Source organism: Streptomyces sp. NBC_01408, assembly GCF_026340255.1.
GTDB lineage: Bacteria > Actinomycetota > Actinomycetes > Streptomycetales > Streptomycetaceae > Streptomyces.
Genome location: NZ_JAPEPJ010000001.1, coordinates 1,009,436 through 1,028,965, shown reverse-complemented (window position 1 = coordinate 1,028,965; position 19,530 = coordinate 1,009,436). Strand labels below are relative to the sequence as shown.

Below are 19,530 nucleotides of genomic sequence, written 5' to 3'. Positions count from 1 at the left end.
GTGTTGCTCTCGCTCAGATGCGGCCGTTCTGCAGACGCCACAGGCGCACGGAGCAGCTCTTCTCGGTTCGATTGAGGGCGATGCCGGCGGCTGCCGGATCGTTCAACCCCAGTAGTTCTTGGTCATCCTGCGGGGTCCAGCGGCGTCGCGGCGGAGCGATCCGCATCGTCGCAGGACGAACCCAGGCCTGGATCGCCTCCGCATTCGCCTTCTTGTGCGCGAGCGCGAGGCAGTCGTCGTAGTAGAAGTGTGCGGCTAGCTGCTGAGCTGTCTCCTTGTAGTAGCAGACGTTGTAAACGCCATCTCGCGTGTTGCGTGAGATCGTGCGCTCTGTTCCGGTGACCTTCTTGCCGTAGTGGCACAGGTAGGCGGCGATCGCTGTGCTGGCCGAGGTCAGGGAGAGGAAGGGGAATCCCTGGGCGGTCCAGCCGAGGGACCCGTCCGCATCGATGATTCCCCGGAGGTAATCGGGGCGGGAGAAGTCCGCACGCGGCGGTTTGATGGTCAGGGACTTCTTGCCGTAGGGGATCCCGAGCTCGTTGACGATGGTCCTGGCTTCGAGTGAGCAGACGGTCCAGGTTGCCGAATGGGCGCGGGCGGCGAAGTTCGTGCTGCGGACGCGCTCGATGATGGAGCTGTAGTAGGGCGTGAGCTGCTGGAACTCGCGGAGGATGTGGATATCCCGTGCGTTGATCTCAGCGGTGAGTTTGCCCTTCTGTCCCTTGCCCTGCGCGAGGTGGCCATCGGCTTGGAGGAAGCCGAACATGTAGGCGTAGCACGGGTCTTCGAGGTTCATGAAGCGTGCGGAGGCGCTAGGGTCCTGGTCAGCCATGAGGAAGTCCTTCTTCCCTGTTGGTGAGGCCCTCGGCCGGGAGTGCCATCCCGGTCGGGGGCCGTTTGTGTTGTGGCTGAACCTAGGTGGGGGCTTGGCGTGCCGTAGGTGGATCGGACGCCGTTCACTCGAACGTATGGCGGAATGTCACATGGCCTGGAAAGGGCTCGGCTGGCTCAGCTTTCGTCCCCGTCGAGGAGGCGGTCAACGGGGAGTTCGAGGGGGATGCCGATGGATTCGGGGAGGGGGACGGACGTGCCGCGCTTGAAGGCCTTGCGGGAGCGGTATGCGCCTCCGTGGGGTCGGTGTGGAGCACGGCTTCGTCGTGGCGTCGGTCGGCGACCAGGTACACGGGGATGCCGGCCTGGGCGTAGCACTCGGCTTTGGTGCCGAGGTCGTCGGACCAGTGGGACCAGGTGACCTCGACGACCATGCGGAAGCTGGTGGGTGCGTAGCAGTTGTTCTCGACGTGGCTGTTCTGGAAGTCGGCCGCGACGAGGGAGAAGTCCGGGATGGCGAAGTCGTCGGGGCCGGTGGGCAGCCAGAGGCCGATGGCCTGCAGGTATTTGAGACCGGCCTGTCGGGCCCCGGCGGCGTGGAAGGTGGTGATCAGTCTGGTCAGGATGAGTGCGTGGGTTCCGTCGGCGTGAGGTGTGGCGGTGAGCCGTCCTTGGAGGATCTCCACTCGGTGGCAGGGGAGTTCCCGGGAGAGGCGGTCGGCGGCTTGCGAGATGTTCACGGCTTGCTCCTTCTCGCGGCTCACGCTTTCGGGCCGTAGGTGTGGTCGACGACATTCCGCGAGGATTCACCGATACGGACCTGGGGTGCGTGGGTCGTCAACCTCCGTTTGTGGCAGGAGGGTTGATGATCGAGTTGATCTCCAGGGTAGAGCGGCATGGGGAGATCCCGCGCGCTTCTCACCGGGCTCGCGTCGTTGTCGCTCGCCCTCGGGGCCGCCGGGTCGGCTCAGGCGGGGGTGGGGCTGCCGCCCGTCGTGTCGCACGTGCCGACACCGGAGAAGGTCGTCTTCATCACCATCGACGACGGGTGGAACCGGGATCCGCAGGCCCCGCGGCGACATCGTGCTGCTGCACTTCACGCCCACGCCGGCGGCCGACCTCCAGCGGGCGCTGGACGTGGCGAGGGCCGCCGGGCTGGAGCCGGCGGCCCTGATGCCGCGGCTGAGGGCGGCCGGGCTGGTCCCGTAGGGCCGGGTGGTGGTTACAGGTCGCGGTGGACCTTCGTGTTCGAGGCCTGGGCGCGGGGGCGGACCACCAGGAGGTCGATGTTGACGTGGCTGGGGCGGGTCACCGCCCAGGTGATGGTGTCGGCCACGTCGTCGGCGGACAGGGGGTCCGCGACGCCCGCGTAGACCTTGGCCGCCTTCTCGGCGTCGCCGCGGAAGCGCGTGGTGGCGAACTCCTCGGTCTTGACCATGCCGGGGGCGATCTCGATGACGCGGACCGGCTGGCCGACGATCTCCAGGCGCAGGGTCTCGGCGAGGACGCGGGCGCCGTTCTTGGCGGCGACGTAGCCGGCCCCGCCCTCGTACGTGGAGTGGCCCGCGGTGGAGGACAGGACGACCACCGTGCCGTCGCCGGAGGCGGTGAGCGCCGGGAGCAGGGCCTGGGTGACGTTGAGGGTGCCGATGACGTTGACCTCGTACATCGTGCGCCAGTCGGCGGGGTCGCCGGTGGCGACGGGCTCGGCTCCGATGGCGCCGCCCGCGTTGTTGACCAGTACGTCACACCGGTCGAGCGCGGCGGCGAAGGCGTCGACGGCCGCGCGGTCGGTGACGTCGAGGGCCTGGGCCGTCGCGGAGTGGCCCGCTGCGGTGATCTCGGCGGCGAGGGCCTCGATGCGGTCCTTGCGGCGGGCGGTGAGGACGACGTGGTAGCCGGCGGCGGCGAGCTGCCGGGCGGTGGCCGCGCCGATGCCGCTGCTCGCTCCGGTGACTACGGCGGTCCGGGTGGCCGTGATCATGTGCGGGGCTCCTCGTTCGTTCGTACGGGCGATTCCTCGCCAGCATAGGCGGGCGGGGCGGCGGTCAGCGGCCGCGTGGCGCGTCCCTGGTCACGGCCGTCCCGGCGGGGCGGAGGGGCGCGGCGACGGCGTCCCGGCGGGCGATCGACGGCGATCGGTACGGCTCGAAGGTGCGTGGGCAGATGGGGGCAGGCGCGCCCTCGTTCGTGTGATGGTCTGACCGGTTGCTCCCGGTGCGCTCTAGCGTTCGCGCGAGGAGGTGGTGTCGGTGCGCCGTGGTGCCGTACGAAGTGTGGTGGTGGCCGGGGTACTGGTCCTGGCTGCGGGAGGCCCGGCACGGGCGGCGTGGGCCGGCCCGGAGGCGGACGTGGCCTACCACGGCAGGGTGGCCCTGTCCCAGGGTCACCTGCGGGTCTGGCTGGTCCCGGAGAACGACGGGCCGGCGGCGCTGCCGAACGCGACCCTCCGGGTGCGCCTGTCGGCCGATCTCGCCGACCGGCAGAACCTGGCGGGCGGCTGTGCGCGGGCCGGGCTGCGCGAGGTGGTGTGCGAGACGGGACCGCTGCCGCTGCACGGGCGGGGCCGGCACATCGGGCTGGCGCTGGAGCTGCGGGAGCCGGTGGCGGAGGTGGTGGTCCGGGTCGACACCTGGTGGAACGGCGGCGCGACGGACCGCAACCACGCGAACAACGAGCACGTGGTGCTGGCCCTGGACACGGGCGACGCCTACGCCTTCTGAGCCCGGGTCCGCTCCAGCGCGGCGTCCGGGCCGAACTCGGCGACGGCCTCGTCGACGATCCGCTCCAGGCGGGCGTGGTGGGCGCCGCGCCAGTAGACGCGCTCGCAGTCGGTGCACTGCGCGAAGACGTCGTAGGAGCGGTGCGTGCCGTGTTCGAGGCGGTCGCCGACGCTGTCCTTGTCGGCCGCGTGGAGCGGGCCGTTGCAGGCGGTGCAGCGGGTCCAGGGGGCGAGCTCGGGTGCGAAGCGGCCCAGGATGTCGCGCAGTTGGTCGTCGGGGTTGTCGCTGTAGACGTAGGCCCCGGCGAAGATCTCGCGGCGGCGCAGCAGGCCGCGGTCGCGGGAGAGCAGGACGCGCTGTTCGGCGGCGGAGCGGGTGGCGAGGGCCGGGTCGCCGATGTCCTCGTTCTCGTAGGCGGCGTCGACGCCGAGGAGGCGCAGGCGGCGGGCGAGGGTGCCGAGGTGCACGTCGAGGAGGAAGCGCAGCGGTGCCCCGGGGACGTGCTGGGGCCGGTCGACGCCGAGCACCTCGACGGACTGGCCGTCCCGGGGCACGTAGGAGACGGGGACCTCGTGGCCGTCGACGAGGAGGCGGCCGACCTCGGTGAGCGGCACGCCGGCCGATTCGACGACGTGGCCGAGGCTGGAGGCGCCGTCGGTGGTCGTCGGTACGCGTTCGGCCCGCCGGCTGGGCGGGGCGAAGAGGCGCAGTTCGGGGGCGAGGGTGAGCTGAATGCCGGGTCCGTTCACCCTGTCAGCATGCCATCGGGGGCGGGGTGCCGCGGCCGATTTACGGGCCGCGGCGGCCCCGCCCGTACGCGCGCCCCGCGCGGCCGTCCCTGCTCGCGGGGCGGCCAGGGCCCGCGCCCGCCTGTCGGGGCCGGGGGTACGGGGGTCCGGGGCCGGGGCGTCCTCGTCCCGTGGCCCCGGGAACCCGTGCCCGTGCCCGTGCCCGTGCCCGCGGCTGCGGGCGTACGGCGTACTCAACCGACGCGCTCGGCGAGGAACTGCTCCCAGGTGCGCTTGCCGACGAGGGTGCCGGTGAGGGCGAGGTTGTCGCCGGCGCGGTAGGCCTTGCCGGCCTTTCCGGGCATGCGGATGGGGAGGAGGGGGCGGCGCTTGCCGGTGGCGGTGAGGTAGCTGCGCAGGAGGTCGCCGAGGGGGTAGACCTTGGGTCCGGCGATGTCGGCGACGCGGCCGGCGGGCTGGCCGAGGGTGAGTTCGACGAGGCGGGCGGCGACTTCGCGGGAGTCGACGGGCTGGAACTGGAGGCCGCCGGGGGCGGGGACGATGGGCATCTTGGACATTTTTTCGCCCATCATGAGGACGATGTCGTGGAACTGTGCGGCGCGGAGCATGGTCCAGGGGATGCCGGAGCCGGTGATGGCGTTCTCGGCGTCGAGCTGGGTCTTGAACCAGCCGATGGGCATGGTGTCGGCGCCGATGACGGAGATGTAGACGAGGTGCTTGACGTGGGCGCGCTTGGCGGCGTTGACGAGGTTCTGGGTGACCTTGTCGTCGCCCTTGGTGCCGCCGGCGAGGTGCAGGACGGTGTCGACGCCCTTGAGGGCGGGGTCGATGCCCTCGCCGTTCATGAGGTCGACGGCGAAGTACTCGATGCCGGTGGTGTTCTCGCGCGGGGTCCGGCACAGGACGCGTACGTCGTGGCCGGCCGCCCGCAGGAGGGGGACGACGTGCTTGCCGAGCGTGCCCGTGCCGCCGGTGACCAGGATGGGTGCGGTCATGGCTTCTTCTCCCCTGGGTGTGAGGACCGGGGGTGCCCCGGTCGCTTCAGCCGTTCTGCTGTTCTGCCTCCCTGACGCCTGGGGTGCGACGAGTGTGACCGGCGCGCGTCATCGAATTTCTGTTCGAGTATTCGGGGTGTGATCCGGGGCGTGATCCGCCGGGCCGTCAGCTCCGCTGGAAGAACTCCACCTCCGCCAGGGCGACATGGCGGTCCGGGGTCAGCCCGGCGGGTGCGCCGAGGGTCAGCCGGATCGTCGTGGCGTCGCTGACGCCGGTGGGGAACGTCTGGGGACCGGGCTTGTCGCTCAGGGTGAGCTTCTTGCGGACCGTCCGGCCGTCCCGTGCCGTCACTTCCATGTCGACCTGGAGCGCCCGCCCCTGTTTCGCGTACTCCTCGGGTGAGGGCGAGGCGCCGTTGGTGATGATCACGTCGACCAGGCGGAACGGCTTGGCGAAGGTGTAGGTCACCGAGGCGCCGGGGCCGGGCGTGCCCCAGTAGCGGTTGCTGAGCCCGTCCGTGCTGTGGCCGACCGGGTGTCCGGGCAGCTCGGCGCTCGCCTCGACGCGGGTCGGGGTCACCGCCTTGGCCTTGGCGAGCTTGTCCCGGGTGTCCTCGACCAGGTGGCGTCCGGCGGGCAGCAGCAGGAAACCGGCCGCGCACAGGGCCAGCACCACGGTGAGGATCACCAGGAAGCGCACCAGCCGGCCCGAGCCCGCCCGTGTGCGGCGGCGAAACGGCCACACCGTCCGCCACCAGGGGAGGGGAGGCGGAGCGGTGCCGGGCTTCAGCGGGGCCGCGCAGCGGCGGCAGAAGCGGCGGTCCGGCGGGTTGGGCGTGCCGCAGGCGGGGCAGGGCACGCCGGCGACTTCGTCGCTCACCACGGGGGGACGTACGACGGGGCGCGGAGCGATGGGCTTCGCGGGGCGGACGGGCCGGGGGGTCGTGTGCGGCGGGGTGTCGGGGCTCTGCCGTGGGCCCCGCGCCTCGATTGCCGGCGGGGCTGGAGTGGTCCCGGTGGGACCGTTGCCGCTTCGGGGGGCGGGCGGCGATGTGGCGGGGGGTGTGTGCGGCTGAGTGTCGGGGCTCCGCCCCGCGCCCCGCGCCTCAAACGCCGGCGAGGCTGGAATGGCCCCGTCGGCGGTCTGGGCGGCGGGCGGTACCGCGGCGGGGGGCGTGTGCGGCGGGGCGTCGGGTGGAAGGGCCTCCGGCGCTTCGGAGGGGGGTGCGGTCGGTGGGGGTGGGTTCGTGGGGGTGGGGTCCGACCAGCCCAGGTAGGCGCCGCAGTTGCCGCAGAAGTCGTCCGTCGCGCCGTTGGACGCCCCGCACACGGGACACGCGCGCAACGCCGTCACCGCCCTTCACCCGCGGGCGGCCCGGACAGGACCTCCACCCGGCAGACCGTGTGGACAGGGCACAGGGCGCGCACGAGCGAGCGGACCCGGTCGGCGTCCACCGCGTGCGCCGCTCCCTCGCGCCGCGGCCACACCCGTACCAGGACCTCATCGGCCGGGGCAGGGGGCAGCTCGGTGCCGGCCGTACGGGACCAGGTGGCCGCGCCGTCCCCGCTGACCTCGGCGGACACGCCCAGCACCAGGCGCAGGGCCTCGGTCAGGCCGCGCCGGGTGCCGCGTCGGCGGTGCAGTTCCACCGCGCGTGCCACCGCCTCGCGCCGCAGCCCGGTCGGCCACCGGGGATCGTCGACGCCGCCGACCCAGGTGGCCAGCCAGGACAGGAAGTCGGCCGGGGCCAGCCGGGGGTCGAAGTAGGAGGGCAGGTTGTCGAGGGTCGTGAACACCGGGGCCAGGACCGTGTCCAGGCCCGCCGTGAACCGCTGGGCGAAGTCGTCGTCGGCGTACAGCGCGGGGAGTTGCTCACCGATCGGGTGCCGGCTGGGCAGGCCGGGGACGGCGGCGCGGCTCATCCGTACACCCCCGTCTCCGGCTCCGTCACGACCACCTGGTGCTGGTAGGAGAAGACGAGCGTGCCCGCGCCGATGTCGATCCGGTCGACGGGGGCGCCGCGCCGCCCGGTGACCGGGTCGGCGGCGAACATCCGGATCTCCTCCACCAGGACGTCCCCGATGGCGCGTTGCAGTACGCCGAACACCTCGCCGTACTGCACGGGCCGCCCGAAGGGCCAGCCGGTGCCGTCGGGTCCGCCGTGCAGCGGGTTGAGGTGGCGGAACAGCGCGGCGAGGGCCGCGTCGCGCACCCGGTCGGCGTCCCCGGCGGGGGCCGACAGCCGGGCGACCACGGTGACGCCCTGGTAGACGGGCGGCTCCACGACGAGACGGGTGCCGATCAGGCGCCGTTCGTCGAGGGTCGTGGCGATCTTGGCGAGTACCTGGTCGGAGGGGATCAGCTGCTCGAAGCGGAGCCGGTCGTCTCCCTCGTCGGCCACCGCGTCCGGCACCACCAGGACCCGTACCGCGCCCGCGCCGCCCGCGCCGCCCGCGCCGCCGGGACCGTCCGTGGCGGGCAGACAGCGGACCCGGCGCACCGAGGGCGCCGCCTGGCGGGCGATGATCTCGTAGTCCTCGGCGGTCACCGCGCGTTCCTGCATGCGCAGCGCCTCCGGGGCCCGCAGCTTGGCGTTGTCGATCGTCTCCCCGGCGACGCCGCCGCGCGCCGCCTCCCGGTTAGCGACCCGGGCGACGTACGGGACGGAGCTGCGCAGTACGGAGATCGCCCCGCGGGAGACGTTGCCCGCCGGGCCGCCCCCGGTGCGGTAGCGGGCCACGCGGACCTGGGAGCCCTTGGGCGGTACGGCGCCGCAGGGGCGCAGGGTGCCGTCGGCCTCGCGCAGTACCGGTGGGAAGCCGAACTCGCCGGTGGTGGCGTCCACGCGCACGTGCCGGTCGTCGGGCCCCGAGCGGCCGAAGTGCTCCACCACGTCCCAGCGCTGCCAGCCTTCGGGGGAGGACACCTCCACGACCGGGGGCTCCCCGTCGAGCAGTACGGGCGGCCGGCCGAGCCGGAACGTCTGCCCCGCCACCCCCTCCGACGCGCCGAGCGGTACGTCGGTCACCCGCTCGGCGTGCTCCACGGCCATCGTGCCGCCGACGGTGAAGACGGCGGCCTCGCGCACGGTCGGGGACTCCGAGTAGAACGGCTGGCCGGGCTCGGCCTCGGTGACCCGGCAGCGCAGCCAGCCCGCGCGGGTCCCGCTGATCACCGATGCGGCGTGCCCGGCCGGTACGTGGACGATGACCTCACCGGGCCGGTTCAGGCCGCCGGTGCTGTCGGAGCCGGTCTCGCAGCGCTGCCACCGGCCGCCGTCCCAGGCCTCCCACACCAGCGGGGGCTGGCGCGGATCGACGCCGACGCCCTCGACGCGGCTGTCGAGGCGCACCGCGACCACGCAGCGCGGTACCGCCGTCGGCAGGCCGAACAGCAGTGCGTCGCCGGGCTCGGGGGCCGCCTGGAAGCACGGTATGCCGCGGCCCTCGGCGAGGGCGCCGGTCCGGTCGGTCTGCTCGCCGGTGCGGGGCGCGGTGACCAGGCGCGTCAACTCGCTCGGCACGATCCGCAGGTCGTCGGTGGTGGCGAAGACCACGGCCTCCTCGGTCTCGCCGGCGGCGGTCGTCACCTCGGTGCCCGCGGGCAGCGTCACCGTGTCGGGCTGCGGAGCCGACAGCCAGAAGTCGACGTCGGCGACGGCGGCCGAGGGCGGGTACAGCCGGATGCCCAACAGGTCCAGGAACGCCAGGTAGTTCTTGTCCGGGACCCGGTTCAGCCGGTACAGCAGCTGGTCCACGAGGTAGGCGAACGTCTCGATCAGCGTGACGCCCGGGTCGGAGACGTTGTGGTCGGTCCACTCCGGGGCGCGCTGCTGCACGTACCGCTTCGCCTCGTCGACGAGCTGCTGGAACCGTCGGTCGTCCAGGTTGGGGGAGGGCAGGGCCATCAGTCCGCGACCATTTCCTCGGCCCCCTCCTCGGAGGGGATCGTGTAGAAGGGGAAGACCAGGTTGCGCCGGTCGTTGGTGGTGCGCACCGTGTAGTGCACATCGATGTAGAGGGTGCCTGCCTCCACGGAGTCGAAGGCCACGACGACCTCGTCCACCGCGATCCTGGGCTCCCACCGTTCCAGTGCCTCGCGGACCTGCTGGGCGACCCGTCCGGCGGTGTCGCCGTCGCCGGGGGCGAAGACGTACTCGTGGATGCCGCAGCCGAACTCGGGCCGCATCGGCCGCTCGCCGGGCGCGGTGCCCAGCACCAGGCGGATGGCCTCCTCCAGTTCCCGTTCCCGCTCGACCATGGCGATCCCGCCGGTGGGCCCGACCCGCAGGGGGAAGGCCCAGCCGCGGCCGATGAACCGTTCGCTCATCACACGCCTCCGATCAGGACGTTCGGGGCGCCGGTCAGGACCATCGCGCCGCAGGCGGTCTGGTCGCGGGCCCGCGCGGCGGGCAGCCCGCCGACGAGCACCACGCCGGCGGTGGCCGCGGCCGGGTTGGGCAGGAGCACGTTGGCCGGTCCCAGGGCCGCGTGCGGCGGGACGGGGCAGACGTGCAGGCTGCCCACGACGGCGGCGGGCAGGCCGCCGATCAGTACCGTCGCCACCGCCGCGGCGGCCCCGGGCGGCGGCGTGGTGATCCGGCCGGCGTGGTTGGTGGGGTCACCGGTACGGGCTGCGGCTGGCATCGGGTGCTCCTGGGGGAAGGCGGTCGGGTCGGGGTACGAGGGCCATGGGGGCTCAGTTGATCCGGATGAGGCGGGCCTTGAGGACACCGAGCAGGCCGCCGTTGATGGTGACATCGGACTTTCCGGACACCCGTACCGACCGGCCGCCGATGCTGACCCCGGCGGTGCCGTCGATGTCCACCTGACGGCCGGACACCGTCACGGTGCCCCGCGGGGCGTCCAGCGTGATGCCGTTCCCGTCCAGGAGGACGGAGGTCAGCGGACGGTTGCGGCCCGCGTACACGGTGAGTTCGATCCGGTCCCGGCGGTCGTCCATGCGTACTTCGAGCCGCTCGTCCCCGGTCACCAGCCGCAGCCCGGAGGGGCCCGGTGCCGCCGCGTCCAGCAGCTCCACTCGGTGGCCCGAACGCGACACCACCGAGCGGCGGTTGACCTTGCCGCTGGTCTTGTCGATCAGCGGTACGTCGTGCGGTGAGGGCTGGTCCACGCCGTTGTAGAGCCCGCCGATGACGTAGGGACTGTCGAGCAGTCCCTGCTCGAAGCCGACCAGCACCTCGTCGTTGACCTCGGGGCTCACCACGCCGCCGCCGCCCTTGCCGCCCCACTGGACGGTGCGCACCCAGTCGGTGACGTACGTGTCGTCCAGCCAGGGGAACTTCAGGCGTACCGCGCCGCGTTGGGAGCCGTTGGGCTCGCGCACGTCCGTGACCACGCCGATCGCCAGGCCGGGGATGCGGGGGCCGCGTCCCGGCGCGTTGGCGCCGGTCACCAGGCCGGTCAGGGAGCGGTCCGGGCTGGCGCTGACCCATACGGTCGTGCGGTAGCCGCCGTGCGGCTCCAGGACGTGCTGCACGGCCGTCGCCGTGTACCGGCCGGAGAACGCCTGCCCCACGTTGCCGAGTGCCACCGGCTTGCCGGCCCGCAGCATCGGGTTCCCCTCGGCCACCGCCTCCAGCTCGCCGAAACCGGCGCTGACCTGGTCCGCCGCCGCCTTCGCGACCGCCGTGGTCTCGGCCTGCGTACGGTACGGGGTGTCGGTGACGGCCACGGCGGACTTCCCGAACCGGGCGGCGAACCGGGGGCTGAGGCCCGGCACCACCGTGTCGCTGACCACGGACGGCTGCTCGGCGACCAGCGGCCGCTTGGTCGTCACGTCCCAGCCGCGCACCTGCACCTTCGAGGCGCCGTCGGCGGCCGACAGGGAGGCCCGCAGGGCGAGCAGGTTCCGCCCGTACTCCAGGACCATCGGGTTGCGCGTCGCCGACGTGGACGGGGCGGGCGCCCCGGACGCCTTCACGGGCTTGGTGAACTGGAGCAGCCCCTTGTCGTCGACGCGCACCTGCGCGCCGCTCTCGCCCGCGAGGAACTGCAGGAAGTCCCAGTCGGAGACGTTCGCCTGGGACAGCTGCTTGTACGTCACCGGGGCGGCCTCCACCTTCCCGACGGCCAGTCCGGCTCCGGCGGCCACCTTGCGGACGATGGCGGCGGCCGTCATGTTCCGGTACGCCACGACCTTGCGGCCCCGCTGGAGGCGGTGCGCCTTGGAGTAGGCGCGTACGACGGTGAACGAGCCGGTGCGGTCCCGGTCGATCTCCAGGGCCGTGACCTCGCCGTTGAACAGCCGCTCCCGCGCCTGTCCCTTCACGGTCATCACCGACACCCGCAGCGGGGAGCCGATGGTGACGCCGGTGGCGCGCAGGAACTCGTGGTCGGGGTCGCGGTAGGTCAGTACGGCCGTGTCCGGCAGGCCCACGTTCTCGTCCACCACACAGCTCACCAGCTGCGCCGCCCAGATCGGGGGCAGTTCGCCGGGTGCCTCCACGATGGGGTCGGCCGCGAACGACCGGCCCCCGGATTCGGATGTGCTCACCACTGCTCCTCCTCGACGGCGCCGTGCCCGGCGTCCTGCATGCCCGGCACGACGAGTTCGGTGCCGGGGGCGAGCGCCATGGGGTCGTCGATGCCGTTGGCCTCGGCGATGGCCCGCCAGGCGGTCGCGTCGCCGTACTCGTGCCAGGCCAGCATCGCCAGGCTGTCGCCCGCCACCACGGTGTGCGTGCTGCGGGCGGTGCGTGCGCCGGAGGTCGGGTTCTGGCCGGGCGGGTCGACGCTCGCCTCCTCGATGGACAGCGAGCAGGTGGCCCGTAGCGGCTTGCCGTCCACGTCGAAGAGCGTGTACGACACCGACAGGTTCGACAGGACCCCGTCGAACGACGTCGTCCGCGCGCTGCCCCACTCGAAGCGCACCCAGGGGCTCGCCGGCTTCTTGCGGCCGAGGCTGGCCGGGGTCGGCACGCACGCCTTCATCAGCTTCTCCACCGTCTGTTCCACCGAGTTGTCGTGGGTGGCGGTGGCGTCGAGGAACACCTCCAGGCTCAGGGTGCGCGGACCGCTGCCCACGAACTCGGGCAGCGCCGACTGGCCCGCCATCCGGGACGGGGTGCGCCGCCACTCGGTGGTCTTGCCGAGCTGCAGGGTCGACGGGTTGAACTGGAGGTTGAGCTTCGCGATCGTCCCGCCGGGCTTGGCCCCGACCGAGGCGGGGGGCTCTTTGAGGGTGAGCTGGGCCCGGGCGCGGCTGGCGCGTGCCGAAGCGGCCATGGCGTGGACTCCCTTCCGGAGCGGCGAGGACGAGGAGAGAGGGGCGGGGGCGGCGGAGTGGTGGGGTGGCGGGCGGTCAGGAGGGCAGCAGGCCCGCGTGGGCGATCTCCAAGGTCTCCACCGCCGCTTCGGAGTTGGCGGGGTCGAAGGACGGCCCCTGCCACCGCACGGGGACGATCCCGAACACCTGCCAGCTGATGATCCGGCTCAGATCGGGCCGCAGTGCCACGATCTCTCCGTCCTTGGGCTCGACCCGCCGCAGCGTCTCGTCCAGCCAGCGGCCGATCTTCGCGGTGTCTGCGGTGACGGGCCGGGTGAGCGTGATGTTCGACCAGGTCACGCGCCCGGGCAGCTGCCAGGTGAAGCCGTTGTTGCCGCCCTCGGCGTAGCTCTCCATCTCGACCTCTGCGCCCATGCCGGAGCAGGTGTGGAAGGCGCCGAGGTCGTTGCCGCCGATCGCCAGCCGGAAGAACACGCTGGTCGCGAAGATGTTGTCCGTCATCGGTCCGTGGTCCGTTTCTCGTTCGTCCGTGTTCTCAGCGTGCTCAGCGTTCCCAGCGCGTGCTCAGCTTTCTCAGCGCGTTCCCAGCTTTCTCAGCGGCGGCCGTCGAAGGGCCGGCCCGCGCGTTCCCGGCCGCGCCGCAACTCGGTGCGCAGCAGACGGGCGACCGGGTCGAGCAGGCGGCGTGCCAGGTCGTCCAGGTCGAGGTCGCCGCCCTGCGGCACGGCGTCGTGCGGACCCTCGGGCCGGCCGCCGCGGGTGGCGGGCGCGGCAGTCCGGACACCCCTCGCCCCGGGGCCGCCCCGGCTGCCACCCGTGTCGCGCTGCACCGGTGGCGGGCCCGCCCGGTGGGGGCCGGTCGCCGGTGGCACGGGGCCGGTTGCTCCCGGGACGGCGGCGGGGGCCGATGGCCGGGGCCGCACCACGGGTACGGGTACGGGCTGCGCCGACGGCGCGGCCAGGGCGGGCTGGACGGCGACGGGCGGTGCGTGCGGGGCGGTCACGGGCAGGGGCGGGCCCGGTGCGGGCGCCGGGTGCGGGCCCGGCGCCGGACGCACGGGGTGCGCGGGACGCGGGGCGTGGCCCGGGGAGCCGGAGCCGGAGCGGGGGCCGGGGGCGCGTGCGGGTGTCGGCACGGTCGTTCCTCGTGGCCCGTCCGTGGCTCGCTGGACCTGCGGTGCGGCGGGCGAGGCGGGCCAGCGCGCCGCGACGACGGGACGGCTTGCCGGGCGGGCGGCGGCGGGGGCGGCCGCGCTCCCCATGTCACGGGTGCCGAGGGTCAGGGGCCGTGCCGCGAGGAGTTGGAGGGTGCGGGGCACGGAGGGCGCAGCCGCGTCGGGCGTGCGGTGCGGGGTTCCGTCCGGGGCGCTGACGGTGCGGGCGACGACGAGCGGGGCCGGGCGGGCGCTTCCGGCCGCGGACGGCCCCTCGGCACGGCCGGGTCCGGCGGGGGTGGCGGAGCCGCCCGCGCGGTGCTCCGCCGTGGGCGCGGCGCCGCCCCGGGCGGGAGCGGCGTGCTGCGGCGCCGGGAGGTCCGGCGAGGCGGTGGCCCGCTCGACGAGCGGGGGAGCACCGGCCGGGCCGCCGCCCCGGGGAGCGTGGGGCGCGGGGGTCGCGGCGCCCGGTGATGAGTGCTGTTCGGCGGTACGGCGTTGTACGTCGCCTCCCCCCAGCAGGGGCGCGTGGCCGTTCGGGGCGTACGTACGCGCCGGCGCGCGCTGGACGTCGGCAGGGGAGGCGGAACGCGCGGCGCGGGACGGGGACGACGGGGAGGCGGGCACGGCGGCGCTCGGCGGCAGCGCGGGCAGGGGTGCCCCCAGCCCGGTGCGTACGCGCGGCTTGGACGGCCCGGGGCCGGGCCCGTGGGTCGTCTCGGGCCGGGGTGCGGAGCCGGCCGGGGTGGCCTTCGGCCCACCGCCGGGGGGAGCGGCCGCACCGTCGGCCGAGGCCTCCGCCTGGCGCTGGACCACGGGCATCGCCGGGCCGGGAACGGAACCGGCCGTCGCTGCGGGGCCGCCCGACGGCACGGCTGTGGCGGGCAGTTCGGCCAGGGGGGCGCCGAGCGGTGGACGGCTTCCCGCACGCTGCACGGGGGCGGGGTGCGGGTCGGCGCCGTGTGCCGGGGGGACGGTGGGACGTACGACGGACACGCGCCGCCTGGGCGTGGCGGGGACCCGGGCGACGGTCAGCGAACGGCCGACGGCGCGGGGCCGGACCACGGCGTACGCCGCCGCTTCCGCGCGGGGCGGGGCGGTACTGGTGGTGCCGGCTGTGCCGCCGGAGCCGGTGGTGCCCGGGGTTCCGGCGCTGCCCGAGGCGGTGCTACGGGTGTCGGCAGTGCGGGAGCCGGTGGTACCCGGGGTACCGGTGGTGCCGCGGGAGCCGGGGGTGTCGGCGCTGCCAGGGGCCGCTGGGGCGGGCAGCTCCTTGCCGCCCCGGCCGGAACGGGTCTTGGAGGTGGCCGGGGCGGACCCGGACCCCGTGGAGCCCGAGGGTCCGCTGGACCCGGACGGGCTCGCCGCGGTCCGCTGGGCGGGTGCGGTGGACGCGGGGGACGGGCCGGAGGGGGACGTGGCGGACCCGGATCCCGTGGAGCCGGGGGATTTGGTGGACGTCGGCGGGTTCGTCGCGGATCGCTGGGCCGGTGCGGTGGACGCGGGGGACCGACCGGACGAGGACGCGGCGGACCCGGATCCTGTGGAGCCCGGGGTTTTGGTGGACCTTGACGGGTTCGTCGCGGCCCGCTGGACGGGCGGCGTGGACGCGGGGGACCGACCGGAGGGGGCCGCAGGGGTACGCCCGGCGGACGCTCCCCGGGCCGGGGTTCCTTCGGTGGCTGCTCCGGGGACGACGGCGATACGCCGGACCAGGGGGAACCGGGGAGGCATCGGCGCACGGCCGGGCGCGGCAGGGGACACGGCGGCGGCGCTGCCCGCCGCCCCGGCCCGCTGCACGGGAGGAGCGGGAGTACCGAGCACCGCTGCGGAGTGCGTGGGCGTGAGGCCACGGGTACCGAGCGCCCCGCCGGACCCGGACCCGGACCCGGACCCGGACCCGGACCCGGACCCGGACCCGGACCCGGACCCGGTCTCGCCCGGCGCCCCCGACGGGGTCCGGTGCGCAGGCGTCGGCGGGCCCACGCGCGTCGGCGTACCCGACGTCCCGGCCCCCGGGTGCACCTCCCCCGCTTCGCCGCGGGCGGCGGCCCGCGCGATGACCGGGCCCGGTGCGCCAGCGCCGGACCCGCCCGCGCGGGCGTCGGCGTCCTGGCCACGGGCGCGGTCGCCGCCACGGGACGGCATCGGGCCCGGTGCGCCGGTGGCGGAGCCTCGCCCGTCGGCGGCGGCCCGCGCGACGACCGGGCCCGGTGCGCCAGCGCCGGAGCCGCGCGTGCCGGCGCCGGCGTCCTGGGCACGGGCACGGCTGCGGTTGCCGTCGCGGGACGGCGGTACGGCGTTCGGCAGGGATCGGCCCGGGCCCGGGCCCGGGCTCGCCGCGGATGCGGGTGCGCCCGATCCGGACGCCTCCGGATCGGCGGCCGGGCCGCGCGGGCCCGAGGGGCTCGGGCCGGGCGGCGTCGCGCTCGACGAGGGCGCGCCGGATCGCGCACGGCGCGAGATCTGCGGGGTGTCGCCGTCGCGCTTGCGCGGCGAAGCCGGAGCCTGAGCCGGAGCCGCGGAACGTACCGGCTCGACCGGCGCCTCCGTCCCGGGCGCGGCGTCCGCTTCGGCCGGGCGCAGCGCCCGTAGCAGCAGCGGGCCGCCGCCGCTGTGGTCGGGGCGAGCGGTGGCGGGGCGGACGGCGGGGCGGGCGACCCCGCGTACGAGACCGGCCGGGGCGGACGGCAGCAGGGCGTGGGCGAGCCCGGTGTCGAACGACGGATCGCGCCACGCGGCCAGGCCGGACCGGAAGGCGAGCCCGTCGCTGACGCCCATCGGCGCGCGCGACACGGTCAGTTCGGGTGGCGCGGTCATGCGCCAGCCGCCGTCCCAGTCACCGGGCAGGCCGGGTACTCCGGGTACGCCCGGCACGCCGGAGCCCTGTGCGGCGGACGCGCCGCCCGAAGGCCCGGCCGACGCCGCCCGCCCGGCGGCCGCCGCGTCCGGCACGGCGGCGCGCCGACGCAGCCTGTCCCGCCATGCCATCTGCTCAACCGCCTTCGTTCACACGGGTGTTGATACGGGCGATCTCGTTGACCCACTCCTGGCGCTCGCCGTGGGTCAGGTCGAGGATCTCGTCGCGCTGCCAGTGGAAGTGGTAGGCGATGTACGCGATCTCCTCCCTGAGCCGGGGGAGGGCGTACGTCACGATTCCCCCAGGCGCCCACCGGAGAGGTCGACCTCGAAGCCGCCGTCGCAGTGCGGGCAGGTGACCGCCGCGCGGGTGTGCCCCTCGCTGTTGACGCGCCGGTAGAAGTCCTGGAGGAACGCGACGTCGGTCGCGTACATCCGCTCGACGATCCCGGCGTGCACGTCGGTGATCGTGCCGAGCCGGGTGATCACCTGGCTGAGCAGTACGACGCTCAGGTACGCCGGGTTCTCCTTGACCCGCAGGTCGATCTGGGGGCGCAGCTCGTCGCGGGCGGTGGCCAGGCGCATCGCGCCGTGCCGGTGCACGGTGCCCGCCTCGTCCACGTACCCGCGCGGCAGCTCGAACTCGAACTCGGTGCGCAGCCCGTGGTCCTCGCGCGCCGACGGAGGGGCGGCGGGAGGTGCCGCCGCCTGCTCCGGGGCCGTGGCGGGCGCCGTGACCTGGAGGATCTCCTCCAGGTTGCCCGCCGTCACCGTACGGCGCCTCATTCGACGATGATCTCCTCGAACACGATGGTCACGGACTCGGTGGCCGCGGCGGACTCGCCGGCCTTGAGGGAGGGGCCCTCCCACTTGGAGGCCCAGCCCTGCATCAGCTGGATGCGGCGGACGGTCGCACCCGTGGAGTCCTTGATCTCGATGGTGAGGTTCTGCCGCGCGGTGTCGACGGCCCCGTTGTTCAGGGTCTCCTTGATCCACTTGGTGAACTCGCTGCTCTTGTCGAGTCCCCGGGTGATCGTGACCTCGCCCGCCTGGCGCGCGCCGGGCTGCTTGCGGATGATCTGCTTGCCCTCCGCGCTGACCTGGCGGACCTCGACGACCTCCTCCTCGACGGTCAGGCCGCTGATCTCCTGGATCGACTCGACCAGGTAGCCACCGAGCTGCACGCCGAAGATGTGGGTGGAAAGAGCATCGCCCTCTGCCATGACTGTCCTTCACCTTTCCTTGCTGTTCCGGCCGTCCCGGATGTCACTCGTCGACGAGGCTGGTGCTGTCGGAGAACTGGGCCAGCCGGAACACCACGAACTCGGCGGGCTTGACGGGCGACACGCCGATCTCGCAGACCACGCGGCCCTGGTCGATCGACTCCTGCGGGTTGTTGTCGCGGTCGCACTTGACGTAGAACGCCTCCGCGGCCGTGCGGCCGAACAGTGCGCCACGGCGCCACTCCTCGGTCAGGAACGCGGTGACGTTGCGCCGGATGCTCGACCAGAGCCGGTCGTCGTTCGGCTCGAAGACCACCCACTGGGTGCCCAGGAGGATGGACTCCTCCAGGTAGTTGAAGAGGCGGCGCACGTTCAGGTAGCGCCAGGCCGGGTCGGAGGAGAGGGTGCGGGCGCCCCAGATCCGGATGCCCCGGCCGGGGAAGGCCCGTACGCAGTTCACGCCGATCGGGTTGAGCAGGTCCTGCTCGCCCTTGCTCAGGCGCAGTTCCAGGTCCACCGCACCGCGGATCACCTCGTTGGCGGGGGCCTTGTGCACACCGCGCTCGGCGTCGCTGCGCGCCCACACGCCGGCGATGTGACCGCTCGGCGGGACGGTCGTGTTGCGCCCGGAGGCCGGGTCGAAGACCCGCACCCACGGGTAGTAGAGGGTGGCGTAGCGGGAGTCGTAGCCCGCCTCGTCCTTGCGCCAGGTGCGCACCTGCTGCGCGGAGAGCCCGGGCGGGGTGTCCAGGACGGCCACCCGGTCGCCCATCTGCTCGCAGTGCGAGATCACCGCGAGCTGCACGGTGCGTACGCCCTCGGAGTCGATGTCGCCGCGCTGGTGGGCGCTCATCAGGTCCGGCACCGCGACCATGGTGATCTCGTCGATGGTCTCCAGGCCGGCGAAGCCGGTGCGGGCGCCCGCGTCGCCGACGTACTCGGCCGGGTCGAGCCGGGACACGTCGCCGTGGCCGGTCGCGGCGGGCGCGGCCGGGGCGTCGGGGACGGCCACGGTCTGGCCGGCGGGCCGGGTCTGGGCCGCGCCCCGCTGCTCGGTGACCTCGATCAGCTTCGAGGCGCGGGCCTGGGTGACGAGGTAGCCCTTGACGTTCTTGCGGGCGGACACCTCGTAGCTCTCGGCCACCTGCTCGCCCTGGCGGACCAGGACCTTGAAGCGGTCCTCGGGAGGGTTCTCGCCGTCCGCGTCGGTGATCTCCACGCTCACGCCGGTGACGCCCGGCCGCGCCGCGACCAGGAAGCCGCCGAACTCGACCTGCTCCGCCGCGCGCTGGTGAGGCAGGCCGGTGCGGGCGGCCGGTGCGGAGGTGTCCTGGGCGGACCCGCCGATGCGGACGACGTACGCGGCGCCGCCGCCGTTGGCGAAGTAGCCGTAGACGGCGTGGGGCAGATAGGTGCCCTCGGTGAAGCCGCCGAACCGCTGGGTGTACTGGTCCCAGCTGGTGACCAGCGTCGGCTCGTGGAACGGGCCGCTCTGGGCGAACCCGACGAACGCGGCGACGGCCGTGCCGACCCCTTCGATCGGGCGAGCACCGGACTGCACCTCCTCCACGTACACGCCCGGGGTGAGGTACGTCGGCATGCTCGCTCCTTCGCGTCACGGCTCTGCAATCAGGTCTGTCCACAGCCTTTCCGGCGGTCGTCGCCGACGGCAGGGGCGTTCGGACCTGGCCGGGGGCACGTACGCTGCCCTCCCGGTCGGCCCCGCCGGACCGGCCAGGCAGCACGC

Annotated in this window: 20 protein-coding genes; 2 read left to right on the top strand and 18 right to left on the bottom strand. The window is 74.1% G+C overall.

The window, feature by feature from the left end:
- Positions 1–13: 13 nt before the first annotated feature.
- Positions 14–832 carry a hypothetical protein gene (locus OG447_RS04780; RefSeq protein ID WP_266935031.1) on the bottom strand — a complete coding sequence of 273 codons (819 nt, stop codon included), beginning with the start codon at positions 830–832 and terminating at the stop codon, positions 14–16.
- Between the two features lie 124 nt (positions 833–956).
- Complete coding sequence (locus OG447_RS04775; protein ID WP_266935029.1) at positions 957–1,571, bottom strand: Uma2 family endonuclease; 615 nt, start codon at positions 1,569–1,571, stop codon at positions 957–959.
- A gap of 343 nt (positions 1,572–1,914) precedes the next feature.
- On the opposite strand from OG447_RS04775, the gene OG447_RS04770 reads away from it, so the two are divergent.
- Complete coding sequence (locus tag OG447_RS04770; RefSeq protein WP_266935027.1) at positions 1,915–2,040, top strand: hypothetical protein; 126 nt, start codon at positions 1,915–1,917, stop codon at positions 2,038–2,040.
- Between the two features lie 13 nt (positions 2,041–2,053).
- Here the strand turns inward: OG447_RS04770 and OG447_RS04765 are convergent, their stop codons facing one another.
- Positions 2,054–2,815: an SDR family NAD(P)-dependent oxidoreductase gene (locus OG447_RS04765; protein WP_266935025.1), complete on the bottom strand. Its 762-nt coding sequence runs from the start codon at positions 2,813–2,815 to the stop codon at positions 2,054–2,056.
- Between the two features lie 268 nt (positions 2,816–3,083).
- Here OG447_RS04765 and OG447_RS04760 point away from each other — a divergent pair, with 268 nt between their 5' ends.
- Positions 3,084–3,554, top strand: coding sequence for a hypothetical protein (locus OG447_RS04760; protein ID WP_266935023.1), 471 nt, complete (start codon positions 3,084–3,086; stop codon positions 3,552–3,554).
- Here OG447_RS04760 and OG447_RS04755 read toward each other — a convergent pair.
- From OG447_RS04755 to OG447_RS04685, 15 genes are all read right to left on the bottom strand, one after another.
- On the bottom strand, positions 3,542–4,303 hold the full coding sequence (locus tag OG447_RS04755) for a Mut7-C RNAse domain-containing protein (RefSeq protein ID WP_266935021.1): 762 nt from the start codon (positions 4,301–4,303) through the stop codon (positions 3,542–3,544). The genes OG447_RS04760 and OG447_RS04755 overlap by 13 nt on opposite strands.
- 233 nt (positions 4,304–4,536) lie before the next feature.
- Positions 4,537–5,298 (bottom strand): SDR family oxidoreductase, encoded by a 762-nt coding sequence (locus tag OG447_RS04750; protein ID WP_266935019.1) that lies wholly within the window; start codon positions 5,296–5,298, stop codon positions 4,537–4,539.
- A gap of 166 nt (positions 5,299–5,464) precedes the next feature.
- On the bottom strand, positions 5,465–6,178 hold the full coding sequence (locus tag OG447_RS04745) for a zinc-ribbon domain-containing protein (RefSeq protein ID WP_266935018.1): 714 nt from the start codon (positions 6,176–6,178) through the stop codon (positions 5,465–5,467).
- Between the two features lie 470 nt (positions 6,179–6,648).
- On the bottom strand, positions 6,649–7,221 hold the full coding sequence (locus OG447_RS04740; RefSeq protein WP_266935017.1) for a phage tail protein: 573 nt from the start codon (positions 7,219–7,221) through the stop codon (positions 6,649–6,651).
- The gene (locus OG447_RS04735; protein WP_266935016.1) at positions 7,218–9,206 is read right to left on the bottom strand and encodes a putative baseplate assembly protein; all 1,989 of its coding nucleotides are present in this window, start codon (positions 9,204–9,206) and stop codon (positions 7,218–7,220) included. Before OG447_RS04735 ends, OG447_RS04740 begins: the two co-directional genes overlap by 4 nt.
- Positions 9,206–9,628, bottom strand: coding sequence for a GPW/gp25 family protein (locus tag OG447_RS04730; RefSeq protein ID WP_030722541.1), 423 nt, complete (start codon positions 9,626–9,628; stop codon positions 9,206–9,208). The genes OG447_RS04735 and OG447_RS04730 overlap by 1 nt, the downstream gene beginning before the upstream one ends.
- Positions 9,628–9,945, bottom strand: coding sequence for a PAAR domain-containing protein (locus tag OG447_RS04725; protein WP_266935015.1), 318 nt, complete (start codon positions 9,943–9,945; stop codon positions 9,628–9,630). The genes OG447_RS04730 and OG447_RS04725 overlap by 1 nt, the downstream gene beginning before the upstream one ends.
- Before the next feature lie 52 nt (positions 9,946–9,997).
- Entirely contained in the window at positions 9,998–11,815 is a 1,818-nt protein-coding gene (locus OG447_RS04720; protein ID WP_266935014.1) for a VgrG-related protein, read from the bottom strand.
- Positions 11,812–12,546, bottom strand: a complete 735-nt coding sequence (locus OG447_RS04715) for a LysM peptidoglycan-binding domain-containing protein (protein ID WP_266935013.1) — start codon at positions 12,544–12,546, stop codon at positions 11,812–11,814. The genes OG447_RS04720 and OG447_RS04715 overlap by 4 nt, the downstream gene beginning before the upstream one ends.
- A 76-nt stretch (positions 12,547–12,622) precedes the next feature.
- Positions 12,623–13,048, bottom strand: a complete 426-nt coding sequence (locus tag OG447_RS04710; RefSeq protein WP_266935012.1) for a phage tail protein — start codon at positions 13,046–13,048, stop codon at positions 12,623–12,625.
- Between the two features lie 92 nt (positions 13,049–13,140).
- Positions 13,141–16,692 carry a hypothetical protein gene (locus OG447_RS04705; RefSeq protein WP_266935011.1) on the bottom strand — a complete coding sequence of 1,184 codons (3,552 nt, stop codon included), beginning with the start codon at positions 16,690–16,692 and terminating at the stop codon, positions 13,141–13,143.
- A gap of 4 nt (positions 16,693–16,696) precedes the next feature.
- Positions 16,697–16,855 (bottom strand): DUF6760 family protein, encoded by a 159-nt coding sequence (locus OG447_RS04700; RefSeq protein ID WP_184791610.1) that lies wholly within the window; start codon positions 16,853–16,855, stop codon positions 16,697–16,699.
- Positions 16,852–17,346: a hypothetical protein gene (locus tag OG447_RS04695; protein ID WP_266935010.1), complete on the bottom strand. Its 495-nt coding sequence runs from the start codon at positions 17,344–17,346 to the stop codon at positions 16,852–16,854. Before OG447_RS04695 ends, OG447_RS04700 begins: the two co-directional genes overlap by 4 nt.
- Positions 17,343–17,783, bottom strand: a complete 441-nt coding sequence (locus OG447_RS04690) for a phage tail protein (protein ID WP_030388073.1) — start codon at positions 17,781–17,783, stop codon at positions 17,343–17,345. The genes OG447_RS04695 and OG447_RS04690 overlap by 4 nt, the downstream gene beginning before the upstream one ends.
- Positions 17,784–17,826: 43 nt before the next feature.
- Complete coding sequence (locus OG447_RS04685; protein WP_266935009.1) at positions 17,827–19,383, bottom strand: phage tail sheath family protein; 1,557 nt, start codon at positions 19,381–19,383, stop codon at positions 17,827–17,829.
- Positions 19,384–19,530: the final 147 nt, after the last annotated feature.